10 protein-coding genes and 1 pseudogene are annotated in these 11,474 nt (G+C 69.6%); 6 read left to right on the forward strand and 5 right to left on the reverse strand.

Features of this window, described 5'->3' with window-relative positions:
- Positions 1-439 precede the first annotated feature (439 nt).
- Both ACIBJF_RS48710 and ACIBJF_RS48715 read left to right on the forward strand, forming a co-directional pair.
- The gene (locus ACIBJF_RS48710; protein WP_399184327.1) at positions 440-988 is read left to right on the forward strand and encodes a DUF4142 domain-containing protein; all 549 of its coding nucleotides are present in this window, start codon (positions 440-442) and stop codon (positions 986-988) included.
- A 546-nt stretch (positions 989-1,534) separates the two neighbouring features.
- Positions 1,535-2,113, forward strand: a complete 579-nt coding sequence (locus tag ACIBJF_RS48715; protein WP_399184328.1) for a fasciclin domain-containing protein — start codon at positions 1,535-1,537, stop codon at positions 2,111-2,113.
- Positions 2,114-2,587: 474 nt separating this feature from the next.
- Here ACIBJF_RS48715 and ACIBJF_RS48720 read toward each other — a convergent pair whose 3' ends face one another.
- Complete coding sequence (locus ACIBJF_RS48720) at positions 2,588-2,749, reverse strand: hypothetical protein (protein ID WP_399184330.1); 162 nt, start codon at positions 2,747-2,749, stop codon at positions 2,588-2,590.
- A gap of 208 nt (positions 2,750-2,957) precedes the next feature.
- Here ACIBJF_RS48720 and ACIBJF_RS48725 point away from each other — a divergent pair, with 208 nt between their 5' ends.
- Both ACIBJF_RS48725 and ACIBJF_RS48730 read left to right on the forward strand, forming a co-directional pair.
- Complete coding sequence (locus ACIBJF_RS48725) at positions 2,958-3,503, forward strand: hypothetical protein (RefSeq protein WP_399184332.1); 546 nt, start codon at positions 2,958-2,960, stop codon at positions 3,501-3,503.
- 330 nt (positions 3,504-3,833) lie between these two features.
- Positions 3,834-4,253, forward strand: a complete 420-nt coding sequence (locus ACIBJF_RS48730) for a CBS domain-containing protein (RefSeq protein WP_399184333.1) — start codon at positions 3,834-3,836, stop codon at positions 4,251-4,253.
- 124 nt (positions 4,254-4,377) lie between these two features.
- Here ACIBJF_RS48730 and ACIBJF_RS48735 read toward each other — a convergent pair whose 3' ends face one another.
- The gene (locus tag ACIBJF_RS48735) at positions 4,378-4,956 is read right to left on the reverse strand and encodes a hypothetical protein (protein ID WP_399184334.1); all 579 of its coding nucleotides are present in this window, start codon (positions 4,954-4,956) and stop codon (positions 4,378-4,380) included.
- A 194-nt stretch (positions 4,957-5,150) separates the two neighbouring features.
- Between ACIBJF_RS48735 and ACIBJF_RS48740 the strand changes: the two genes are divergently transcribed.
- Complete coding sequence (locus ACIBJF_RS48740; protein ID WP_399184335.1) at positions 5,151-6,347, forward strand: PP2C family protein-serine/threonine phosphatase; 1,197 nt, start codon at positions 5,151-5,153, stop codon at positions 6,345-6,347.
- A gap of 170 nt (positions 6,348-6,517) precedes the next feature.
- Here ACIBJF_RS48740 and ACIBJF_RS48745 read toward each other — a convergent pair whose 3' ends face one another.
- Together ACIBJF_RS48745 and ACIBJF_RS48750 are read right to left on the reverse strand one after the other, a co-directional pair.
- Complete coding sequence (locus ACIBJF_RS48745; protein ID WP_399184336.1) at positions 6,518-7,207, reverse strand: GAF and ANTAR domain-containing protein; 690 nt, start codon at positions 7,205-7,207, stop codon at positions 6,518-6,520.
- A gap of 391 nt (positions 7,208-7,598) precedes the next feature.
- Positions 7,599-9,311: an MFS transporter gene (locus tag ACIBJF_RS48750; protein WP_399184337.1), complete on the reverse strand. Its 1,713-nt coding sequence runs from the start codon at positions 9,309-9,311 to the stop codon at positions 7,599-7,601.
- Between the two features lie 281 nt (positions 9,312-9,592).
- Here ACIBJF_RS48750 and ACIBJF_RS48755 point away from each other — a divergent pair, with 281 nt between their 5' ends.
- The gene (locus tag ACIBJF_RS48755) at positions 9,593-10,378 is read left to right on the forward strand and encodes a TetR/AcrR family transcriptional regulator (protein WP_399184338.1); all 786 of its coding nucleotides are present in this window, start codon (positions 9,593-9,595) and stop codon (positions 10,376-10,378) included.
- A 135-nt stretch (positions 10,379-10,513) separates the two neighbouring features.
- On the opposite strand, the pseudogene ACIBJF_RS48760 reads toward ACIBJF_RS48755, so the two are convergent.
- Positions 10,514-11,384 (reverse strand): annotated as a pseudogene (locus ACIBJF_RS48760) (MFS transporter); the annotation flags it as partial.
- Between the last annotated feature and the right edge of the window lie 90 nt (positions 11,385-11,474).

Below are 11,474 nucleotides of genomic sequence, written 5' to 3' on the forward strand. Positions count from 1 at the left end.
GGCAGCGATCCCACTCGGCTTCGAGCCGGCGCCTGGCCGTGTTCGACAGGCGCACACGGAAGGTGTACCGGGCATGCCCGGTCTCCTTCGTGGTCACCTCTGTCGTCATGCATCCGAACCTACCCGAGACCACTGACAGTTGAGAGTTCTCGATCAAGGTGGGCGACGTCACCGCCGTGCGGGGCGGACGCCGGATCGCCCTGACGGCGATCCGGCTATCCCTGCCCCGCCCCGCAGGAGCCCGATTCCTCCCCGGCCCGAAGGCCGGGGCATCCTCGGAGGAACCCGGTGAAGCGGCACGGAGAAGTACGAAGGCGGGGTCCTCGGTTGCCGAGGAACTCAACCGGGTGAATCATGTCATAGGCCCGCTTTCTCACCCTTCGAGCAATAAGGATGGTTTTTTTCGTCGGGGCTTGCACGTGCGACCTGTGGAGGACTCATGTACACGACTCGATCCGCTGCCCGTTTCACCGCCGTCTGCGCCGCCGCCCTGTGCCTCACAGGCGCCACGACGCTCCCGGCTCTCGCTTCGACGACGGTCTCGCCATCGGCGGTCTCCGCCCTGGACAGGCAACTCCTGACCGCAGCCCACCAGGGCAACCTGTGGGAGATCACGGTCAGCCGGCAAGCTCAGAGCGCCGCGACCACCGCCTGCGTCAAGCGGGTCGCCGCCGACTTCATCCGCGACCACCGCACCCTCGATGCCGGGGTCGTCAAGACCGCGGCACAACTCGGGGTGGCACTGCCGTCCGGGCAAACGGGCGCGCAGCTGAGGCAAACCGCCGCCCTCAAGTCCCACGCCGGGACGGCCGCGTACGATGCCGCGTGGCTCAAGGCCCAGTACCCCGCCCACGTGCAGACCCTCGCGCTCATCGACAAGGTGATCGCCTCGGGCACCAACCCGCGCGTCAAGTCCCTGGCCAAGAGCGCGCGCCCGGTGGTCGCACGCCACACCCGGATGGTCAACGGCGGCGTGTGCCACGCGTAGTCCCGGCCCACTGATGTGCGCCTTGGGGAGCGTGCCGGTGGAAGCGGCTCGTCCGAAGCCACTCCTGCTCCTCGTCGGTAACGAAATCGCTGTGCAAGATCCGGAACGCTATGGACAACGCACTGCGCTGCCGTTACTGCGGCACGACCAAGTCGTGGCATTCTCCCGGCACGTCGCCCCGGACCTGAACGTGGACGAACTGGCCGCTTCTGAGGTGGCCACCCGTTGGGAACGGACCCGGTACGCAGGAGGCCGGCAGGCTCAGTTGGGGCCCCAACGCGCGGCTGTCTGGCGCTGGTTGCAGAACCCGGCGGAGCCAATTCGGCAAGCCCGGGTAGGCCGAGGTCCAGCAGGGCGGGACGGTTACCGCGTCCCGGCTTCGAGATGCGGTCAACGGCACCTGCTGGATACGCTCGCTGAGTAGTGGCCGGGTGACGTCGGCTCAAGCCCGTGGTGCGACAGCCGCCTCACCCCGCCCAGCGGAAACGTAGGCTTCCGCAGTCCAAACCTCTGCAGTTGTACACGCCTCCATGGGAGGAAGGTGCGATGAGGTTCACCCGTATGCGTGCAGCACAGGCCAACGCGGCAGCTCTGATCGCCATCCCGCTCGCGCTGGGAGGTCTGGCGTCGCCAAGCCGTGCACAGGATGCGTCTCCCAGTCCGTCCGGGACGTTCGGTCCCGGCTGTTCGGCGCTCTCACAGGAGGCCAACACGGCCAAGGACAAGGTCGTAGAGGCTGCGTCCGCATATCCACAGCTCAGCCAGCTGGTCTCAGCCACGGTCAGAGCAAAGCTGAGCGGCACCCTCGACGGGAAACCGAAGGTCACGATCTTCGCTCCCAACGACCAAGCCTTCCACAAGGTGACCTTGTCGCAGCTCGACAAGCTCCTCAGCAATCAGGGGCAGCTGAAGAAGGTGCTGACCTACCACGTCGTGGAGAAGCAGATCACCCCGAACGAACTCTCCAAGGGCTCCTTCACGACGCTGGAAGGGAGCAAACTGACCACGTCGGGCTCGGGCACCACCTTCAAGGTCAACGGCAAGGCGAACATCGTCTGCGGCAACATCAAGGCCGCGAACGCCACCATCTACGTCATTGACAAAGTTCTCCAGCCCCCGTCCTGACTCATGGCTCTCGGCCTCGGCGCGGGGCGACCCGTGCGGACTCGGGAAATCCCTGATTCCGTACGCCGCGGCCGGCGTCCGCCTGCGGCCGCGCTTCGACCGGCGGGGTGCCGGCCTTCGGCAGAGCGTGAGCGCAGCGCGCTGGACTTTGCTGTTCGTCCGGGCCAACTTTGTGGCGAGCACCCTGGTCGCCTCCTTGGCCCCGCCGTGGACGCCGCCCAGCCCGTCGACGGGGTCGGTCGTCACCGTCTCCTCGTCACCGCACTCCTCTCCCGCATGAGCCGGGCAGTGCGAGCGTCGGCTCGACGCTCTGCGCACCGACCTGTCCGGCGCGCTACGGGTCCGTGGCGTCGTCATCCTCCCGGCAGCCTTCTTCTCCGACACCCGCACGCCGTTCCGCGCATGTGCCGCACCTGTGCCGAGTTGACCGCGGCTGGCATCGGCGGCGGAGCCGGGGGCCGGCTCATCGCCCGCTCATGCAACCACGGCCTGGCCGGCCTCACGCAGCGCGAGGCGCAGGTGCCGGCGCGGGTCGACACCGGTCGGCCCGGCGGGCGCGGACCGGGTGGCGTCAAGCCCCGCCGCGGTGAGCCGTACGGCCAGTTCCGTGCCCCGGTCGGCCGCCGTAGAAGCCATGGAAAGAGACGGAACAGCAGCGCCATCGCGATGCCGCCGGCAGCGAGCGAAATGGCCGACGTCCAGGGGGCCGATGCCAGTACGGCCAGCGGTACAACGACGACGGCTGCGTACGAGCCGTCATCCGCCCATAGACGCTCGGGCTTTGGGACCATCGCGGGGCGCGTACCCGCGACTCGGCCCCGCAGCCACCGAAGGAGGTTGCAAGATGAACGCGCCTGCGCATCCGGAAGCTCACAAGCGCCGCCCCGCCGTCCGAGGCACCGACATGAAGTTGCTCGGCATCTATCTCAACGACCACCTCGCCGGCGCCACCGCCGGCACCCAACGTGCCGCCCGCCTTGTGCGCACCGCCGGCGGTTCTGCGCTGGGCCGCGCGCTCGGGCCCGTAGCGGCCGAGATCACCGAGGACCGGACAGCGCTGCTGGACATCATGCGGGATCTCGGCGTTCCCGTTCGCCGGTACAAGGTGTGCGCGGGCTGGGCGGGCGAGAAGGCGGGGCGGCTGAAGCTCAACGGCCGCCTGGTACGCCGCTCGCCGCTCGGCACCGTATGGGATCTGGAAGCCCTGCGGCTGGGGGTCGAGGGAAAGGCGGCCGGATGGCAGACTCTGCGCCGCCTCAGCGCGGCCGACGGGCGCCTGGACCCTGCCCGGCTCGACACCCTGCTCGAACGCGCCCGGCGGCAGCAGGAAAGCATCGAGGAGTGGCGCATCCGCCAGGCCGAAGAAGCACTGGCCCCAACGGCCGGCTGAGCTTCGGCCGGCATGTGTGCCGCGAGCATGGAGGTCCGCCCATCCGACGGACCGGCTGCGGGCCGAGGTAGGAGGCTGCCGGATGCCTGCCGAGGACGAGCCGGCCGGACGCCGCCACGAGAATCCGGTCGGCTGGCCCGAATCGCCGCACCGCGTGGGTTTCCATCCCCGCTCTTGCCTCGTTCCCGCAGAGACTGACCGGAATCGGATGCTCTGCCACACTCCACGCCACGGGGGCCGCTTTCCATCGCCGCCCGGTCCGGCGCAAGGTGCAGGAGGGTGCGCGCCGGGTACCCGGTCGGCGCAGCGGAGCCGGTAAGAGGAGGCGTCATGGCTCAACATGTACGTGACATCATGACCAGCCAAATGGTGACGGTGGAACCGCAGACGTCCGTGACAACGGTGGCCCAGAAGATGCGCGACGAGAACATCGGCGCCGTCCTGGTCACCGAGGGCGACGAGCTGCGCGGCCTGGTCAGCGACCGCGACCTCGTGATACGTGCGCTGGCGGAGGGCGGCGACCCGGAGCAGAAGACCGTGGCCTCGGCCTGCAGTGACGATCTTGTCATCGTGACTCCGGACGAGGACCTCGATCATGCGGTGGAACTCATGCGCGAGCACTCCATCCGCCGCCTGCCGGTCGTCGAGGAGGGCCATCCCGTGGGCATCATCTCCCTCGGCGACATGGCGATCGAGCGGGATGCGGAGTCGGCGCTCGGTGACATCAGCGCGGCCAAGCCGAATCAGTAGAACCCGCGAAGCAGCGCCAGAGCAGAGGCGCTGAGTCAAGTCGTGTGGCGGCTGTCCAGCAGCCGCCACACGCCTGCCGCGTGTTCCCTCGGCGTCCGCCACGGCCGGCTAGAGGGCTTGATCTCTAGAGGGCTTGGTCTTCTGCCGAATGCCCGCTGGGGGAGTCTGCTTCCCGGTGGTGTGCCGAGGCTTTCGCGACCTGCTTCAGCGCCGAGGCCGTGGCGGAGTCACCTACCTTGGCGGGTTGCTCGTGCGGGTGACTCTCGTGGTGAAAGTGGGAGGGTGCCAGCCTGTCGCCCGGACCGTAGCGCTGCGACGAGGTGTCGGTGGACGCTGCGGAGGCGAGGGCGGGGCCTGCCGCAGCGGGCCGCCTGCTGTCGCTCGTGTCGGTTTCAGCGTTGCCGATCCTGTCGGCTCGGGCCGGCTCTTCCTGCGCGCCTCGTCGGGGGCCCGGCTGGGTCAGCCACGCCACGGCCGCGCCGGCGAGAGCCACGGGCCATTCCACCACCCCTGCGACGCCGAGCACCCCGGCTCCGGTGTAGACCGCCATCCGCCGGTTACGTGGAGAGATGGCTCCGATCCAGTCCACCGCGCTGTCGGCGACCTTGCTCACCTGCTTGACTCCGGGCACGCGGCTCAGCCCGGAGCCGACGGCCCGCAACGGCTGCGGAAGATCCGACGAACTCGTCCTGACCTGGCTCATGTCCCGCTCCTTCCGCGCGTCCTCAAGGGGTCCGAACTCCGAGTTTCCCGATGTCGCACCGCATATGCCCCCGCGCGGGACATGCCCCGTGCGAGCGTTGTCAGGTTCCCGGGCCGTGGCGCGTCCGGTCTCCGATGGCGCGTTCGAAGGCAGGCTGGGGGAACTCGGGGCGCACGGATCGGGGAGGTGGCTTGGTGGCTGGTGAGGGTTTCGGCCTCGACGAGGTGTTGCGGGCGGCGGAGGACGCCGCGCCGGTGCAGTCGGTGGACGTGGTCGCCCGGAACCTGGAGAAACGGTTCTCGGCGACAGAGGTGTCGTTCCTGTTCGTCGACTTGATCGGGCAGGAAGCCGTACGACTGCCCAGAACCGGTACGGCGGTGGAGGCGCGCGGCGAGGCGGAGAGATGCGAGCTGGCAGGCAGCGTCTACGACCGGGTGCTGCGCACCCAGTGCCTGCACCAGGAGGACGACGGGGAGGGCGGGTGCCGGATGGTGGCGCCCGTGACGAACCGCGGAGACTGCATCGGCGTCCTGGACCTGGTCGTGCCGCATACGGACGACACCGTCCGCGACGCGGTGGCGCAGGCAGCGCACGCGCTCGCGTACATCGTGGTCACCGACCGCCGCTTCACCGACCTCTACCACTGGGGTGGGCGCACTACGGCCGTGAGTCTCGCCGCGGAGATCCAGCACCAGCTGCTGCCCTCGGCGTCCTGCTGCGAGGCGGCCCAGTTCACTCTGGCGTGCGGTCTGGTCCCGGCGGACGACATCGGTGGTGACACCTACGACTACGCCCTCGACCAGGACAGGCTGTATCTGTCGATCACTGACGCGATGGGGCATGACACCGCTTCCGCCCTGCTGGCCACGCTCACGGTCAGCGCTCTGCGCGGAGCCCGCCGCGCCAGTGCGAGTGTCCTCGGCCAGGCGTATGCCGCACATGAGGCGATCACCGAGCACGCCCGCGGCATGACCACCGGGCAGCTGCTCTGCGTCGCTCTGAAGACGGGTGGCTGTGAGCTGGTCAATGCCGGCCACCCCTGGCCACTGCGGCTGCGCGGGGCACGGTTGGAGGAGCTTGCCGTCAGGGTCAACCTGCCGTTCGGCGCTCCCGTTCCGGTCACCTACGAGGTGCAGCGGTTCGACCTGGAGCCGGGCGATCGCCTGGTGCTGCTCACCGACGGCATGACCGAGCGCTGCTCGGCCGCCGTCGACCTGACCGCCCTCATCCACGACACCCGCGACGAACACGCCCGTGAAGTGGTACGCGCCCTGACCGGTGCGGTCCACGACGCGTGCGGCGGCTCTCTGCCGGACGACGCCACCACCATGGTCCTGGACTGGCACGACGGCTCCGGCCGACGTCACAGCAACGCCGGCGCCGACACCTGACGCGCCTCGCCCGCACCGACCTGCCCGTCCGCCCGAGGGGCCGTACGTATGAATCGCCCCACGTGGGGGACTTCGGTAAGCAGGCCGGGTCGGCGACGCTCCCCTGGGGGCCGGCCGGGCTCAGGCTCCCCCGGTTCAGCAACCGTGCCGGCGGAGCCGCCCCACCGGGGTCAGGACAGGCTGCCCTTTTCGCACACCTGGCGGGCCACCTCGCGGAGCTTGACGTTGTGCTCCTGGGAGTAGCGGCGCAGCACGCCGAACGCCTGGTCCTGGGTGAGATGGTGGCTGCCCATGAGGATGCCCATGGCCTCCCCGATGACGTGGCGGGTGGCGACGGCCTGTTCCATCTGGGCGTGAGTGCGGGCGCTGGAGAAGGCGACCGCGGCATGGGAGGCCAGCAGCCAGCCGGCCGTCTCACTGACCTCGGTGAACGCCCCGGGCCGACAGGAGTAGAGGTTCAGTGCGCCGAGGTCCTCGTCCTCGGTGAACAGCAGGAAGCCCATCATGCTGCCCAGTCCCAGTTCCCGGGCGGGGGGCGCGTAGGAGGGCCAGCGCTGATGCTCGGAGGCGAAGTCGGCGATACGGAAGACCCGCTCCCCCAGGTGGGTGCGGGCCGCGTCGAAACACGGTCCTTCCTGCAGGCGCTCTTGCAGCTGGTCGCTCTCGATGACCAGCCGGTCCGTCGGGGCGAGAGTCTCCACGCGCTTGCCGCGCAGAATCAGAACACCGGCGGCGTCGCAGCCCTCGACCAGCTCCGTAGCGGACCCGGTGATCCGCCGCAACGTGGCATCCACCGAATCCTGGGCCAGCAGATCACGCGCCATGGTCGCCATCTGCTGTGCGAATTCGCGCCAGTCCATGTCATCTCCTGTCGCTCACCCCTGGCAGAGCAAGCACCTACCCGCTTTCCCTGCGGAAACGACCCATGAGGACCACGGTTCACCTGTGAGCGACAAGTGGCCCGGGATAAGCCTTGAAAGCCTTCCCCTCCGCCTCCTCCAGACGGTCGGGGAAGAGAAGCAGCACCGCGTACCACGTGGCAAGGATTCCATCCCACTCCCCGACCGGTGGCCTTCCTGTCCTTGACCGGACGGGTGGGGGCGCCGCGCCGGCCGTTTTGGGACGCCGGTCCGGCGTGCGGACGCGCGGACCTGTTGCGGACCGGTCGGGCCGGGTGTCGGCGGAAACGAGCGGCCGGGCAGCCACCGCTGGGTGGTGCCCGGCCGTTCGTCTCGCCGAGGCTGCCGGGGCTCAGTGACCGGCAGAGCCCTCGGGGCGTGCGTGCCGCGGCAGGAGGAAGGAGAGCAGGAACGTCAGGACGAGCATGCCGTCGACGATCCACAGCACCGTCTTCATCACGGAGCCGAAACCGCTGCGGAAGGCCGATGTCGCGGTGGTCTCCAGCGCGCCGGGTATCCGGGCACCGGCCTGCGGCGACGTGACGGCGGACCGGGCGTCCTTCTCCAGGCGGGCACAGGACGCCGGGGTGGCGGCAGGATCCTTGGCGACGGCGCGGTCGGAGGCGCAGCGCCGCAGGTCCGCCACGACGCGGTCCTGGGCGGCCGGCGCCACGTGCACGGCGCGCAGTTGATCCCGCAGGCCGGCCGAGTGGTGGTCGACGGCGGTGGCGATGCCGCCGCCCAGCAGGCCGAAGAACACGGTGCCGAGGAGCGCCACGCCGAAGGCGCCGCCGAGCTGCTGCATCGCGGTCATCGTGCCGGATGCCGAGCCTGTCTCGTGCTGTTCGACGCTGGCGAGCACGATGTCGAAGAAGGGTGCCATGAGCAGGCCCATCCCGATGCCGGTGACGAGCAGGGCCGGCACGAGCTGCCAGGGGCCGACGCCGCTGCCCACCGTCTCGAGGGTCAGCCACACGCCGAACACGCCGAGCGCCATGACCACCGTGCCCGCCTGGAGCACGGCCCGGCCGAACCGGGCGACAGCCTGAGCGAGACCGAAACCGACGATCATGCCGCCCGACCAGGGCACCATCACCAGGCCCGCCTTCAGCGGCGAGTAGCCGAGGCCGATCTGGGTGTAGAGGTTGAAGACCAGCATGAAGCCCTGCATGGTCGAGAAGAAGACCAGCCCGAGCGTCATGCCTCCGCTGAACCCGCGCTTGCGGAAGAGGCTGGGGACGACCAGCGGGTCCCGGCCGGCCTTGCTGCGGCGCGACTCGTAGGTGGCGAAGGCGACGAAGACGGCCACCGACGCGGCCATCATCGCGAACGTCCACCCGGGCCAGTCGTACTCACGGCCCTGCACCAGCGGGAAGATGATGAGCAGCGCGGCCAGCGAGACCAGGAGCATGCCGGGGATGTCGAGGCGCGGCCTGTCGCCGGACCGGCCCCTGGGCAGGTAGCGCAGGGCCCCGAGGAGGGCCGCGGCACCCAGCGGCAGGTTGATCAGGAAGATCATCCGCCAGCCGGTGCCGAAGTAGTCGGCGTCCACGAGCCAGCCCGCCAGGATCGGCCCGCACACCGCGGACAGCCCCATGACCGGGCCGAACATGCCGAAGGCCTTCTGCGACTCCTTCGGCGGGAACATCTCCTTGATCATGCCGAGGCCCTGCGGCAGCATCACGGCGCCGAACAGACCCTGGACGACACGTGCGGCGATCAGCGTCTCGGGCGACATGGAGACCGCGCACAGCAGCGAGCCCACGGTGAAGCCGGCGGCTCCCACCAGGAACATCCTGCGGCGGCCGTGGATGTCCCCGAGCCGGCCGCCGGTGACGAGTCCGACGGCCATCGAGAGGGTGTACGCGGCGGCGAGCCACTGGAGGGTGGAGGCGCCGCCACCGAGGTCGGCCCGCATGGAGGGGCCGGCGATGTTCGTGACAACAGCGTCGAGGAGATCCATCACCTCGGCCGCGAGGATCACGAAGAGCGCAGCCCAGCGCCACCGGTAGGGCGCTGGCGAGTCGGTGGGCGTCTCGGCGGACGCGACACCGGTGGTGGACATCGGAAACTCCTCACAGAAAGCCGCGTCGCGTCGTGGTGCCGCGGGCGCGGTGGGATGGCTGGACGAAAACTGCCCGGCTCGCTGGTGCGGCCCAGAAAGACAGGCGACCGGGCGCTCTGGAGAACAGTGTTCACCGTAGCAGAACAACGCTCACCGAGAGAACGGCGTTCATTAAGATATAGCGCAATTACTCACCCGCGACAAGATATATCGCGTTTACGGTCGCGGCAGGCCCCTCACCCAGGGCAGAACACTGTTCTCCGTGTCCCTAGACTGGCCTTATGAGCGACGCCGCCGGCACCCCAGCACCCCCTCCGCCGTCCCCGTGGGAGCGCGAACGCCCCGCGCGCACCCACGTCGCCCCCGTACGCACGCCGCTGTCGCGTGAGCGCGTCGCCGAGGCCGCCCTCACCGTGCTGGACCGACACGGGCTCGACGGCCTTTCGATGCGTCAGGTGGCCGCCGAACTGGGGGTGGCGGTCTCCGCCCTCTACGCCCACGTCAGCTCCAAGGACGACCTCCTGGAGCTCATGTACACGCGGCTCTTCGCCGGCTACGCGATGCCCGCACCCGATCCGGAGCACTGGCAGGAGCAGCTGCGGGACTTCGCCCGCGCCTGGCGCCGACGTCTACTGTCCCACCGGGACATGGCCAGGATCTCCATGGCACACGTCCCCTTCACCGCCGAACTGCTGCCGCACGTCGAGGCGTTGCTCGCCATCTTCCGCACCGCCGGACTACCCGACCGCATCGCGGCCGAGGCCGGGGACCTCATCTCCACCTACATCGACGGGTTCGTCCTGGAGGAGGGCATGTGGCGGGACCGGGCCGCTCAACACGGCGATGCCTCGCCGGCCCGCCCCGACTGGCGCGAGATGACCGGCGAAATGCAGAACTACTTCGCGTCCCTGCCCGCCCAGGACTTCCCCCACCTGCGCGCCCTGGCCGGGCTGATGGTCACCGACTCCTCCGACGAGCGGTTCGACATCGGCCTGGAGATCATCCTGCGCGGCCTGGCGAGCTACCTGCCGGGCCCGCCGAACGGCCCGGTCCCGGAAGGCGACTGAGTCCGCAAGCCGACCGAGTCCCGGAGTCCGGCACGGCCCGGGACGCCGACGGCACATGCGACACGGCCGGTCTCATCGCCGGGGACGTCTCAGCCGCTGACGGAGTCGTGTCGGCTGTTCGCGGCGATGGAGTCCTCACCCAGACGGGACCGGAGTCTCCGGTGAGGCGGGAAGGGTCCGTCCCAGGCGGGCGAGTGGGGACAGGGCCATCAGTGCCGGCGACAGCAGCATACCCGCGGCTGTGACCAGGAGGCTGGTGCGGGTCCCCCACACTTGCGCGAGAAAGCCGCCGAGCAACGAGCCGAGCGGGGTCAGCCCCATGCCGACAAAGCTGATCGTCGCGGCCACACGGCCTTGCATCCCGTCCGGAGTGACGGTCTGCCGAACCGCCATGACCGTGACATTCACCAGCTGGCTGAAGGTCCCGAAGACGAAGTTGACCACAAGCAGCGCGGGAACCGTCACCACGGACGAGCCGTGCAGTGCCGGCACGAACAGGAACACGCCGTCGCCGAGCGCTGCCGCGGACACGAGCACAGCGCCATATCCGAAACGGTTCGGCAGGCGGGCGGCCAGCAGCGAGCCCAGGAGCGCGCCCGGCCCCGTCACCGCGAGTGCCAGCCCGACGACGGTGCCCCGACAGGTGCAGGCCCCGTGGCAGGAACAGCAGATAGACGGTCATCACAGCCGCGAAGCAGAACTGGAACGCGGCTGATGCCAGGCACACAGTCCGCAGCGAGATGTCGCCGGCGACAAAGCGCAGGCCCTCGTGGATCCGCCGCCAGACCCGAGCAGGACGCTGCGAGCATTCCGGGATGGATTCACGGCGGCCGATTCGTCGGATCGACAGGAACGACAGCGCGAAAAACGCCGCGCTGGAGGCGGCAGCGATCGGCGCCGACAGGACAGACACCAACGCACCCCCGAGGGCGGGACCGCCGATCTGCGCAGCGGACCGACTGCCCTCGAGCGCACTGTTGCCCCGCACCAACTGATCGCGTTTCACCGGGTTCCTCCGAGGATGCCCCGGCCTTCAGGCCGGGGAGGAATCGGACTCCTGCGGAGCAGGGCAGGGACAGCCGGATCGCCGTCAGGG

The organism is Streptomyces sp. NPDC050743 (genome assembly GCF_044456925.1).
Taxonomy (GTDB): domain Bacteria; phylum Actinomycetota; class Actinomycetes; order Streptomycetales; family Streptomycetaceae; genus Streptomyces.

What these genes read in the sequence shown, in the direction of transcription:
- ACIBJF_RS48730 (WP_399184333.1), top strand. Translation starts at nt 3,834, where the DNA reads ATGGCTCAACATGTACGTGACATCATGACCAGCCAAATGGTGACGGTG.
- ACIBJF_RS48720 (WP_399184330.1), bottom strand. Translation starts at nt 2,749, where the DNA reads ATGGCTTCTACGGCGGCCGACCGGGGCACGGAACTGGCCGTACGGCTC.
- ACIBJF_RS48750 (WP_399184337.1), bottom strand. Translation starts at nt 9,311, where the DNA reads ATGTCCACCACCGGTGTCGCGTCCGCCGAGACGCCCACCGACTCGCCA.
- ACIBJF_RS48715 (WP_399184328.1), top strand. Translation starts at nt 1,535, where the DNA reads ATGAGGTTCACCCGTATGCGTGCAGCACAGGCCAACGCGGCAGCTCTG.
- ACIBJF_RS48735 (WP_399184334.1), bottom strand. Translation starts at nt 4,956, where the DNA reads ATGAGCCAGGTCAGGACGAGTTCGTCGGATCTTCCGCAGCCGTTGCGG.
- ACIBJF_RS48725 (WP_399184332.1), top strand. Translation starts at nt 2,958, where the DNA reads ATGAACGCGCCTGCGCATCCGGAAGCTCACAAGCGCCGCCCCGCCGTC.
- ACIBJF_RS48745 (WP_399184336.1), bottom strand. Translation starts at nt 7,207, where the DNA reads ATGGACTGGCGCGAATTCGCACAGCAGATGGCGACCATGGCGCGTGAT.
- ACIBJF_RS48710 (WP_399184327.1), top strand. Translation starts at nt 440, where the DNA reads ATGTACACGACTCGATCCGCTGCCCGTTTCACCGCCGTCTGCGCCGCC.
- ACIBJF_RS48755 (WP_399184338.1), top strand. Translation starts at nt 9,593, where the DNA reads ATGAGCGACGCCGCCGGCACCCCAGCACCCCCTCCGCCGTCCCCGTGG.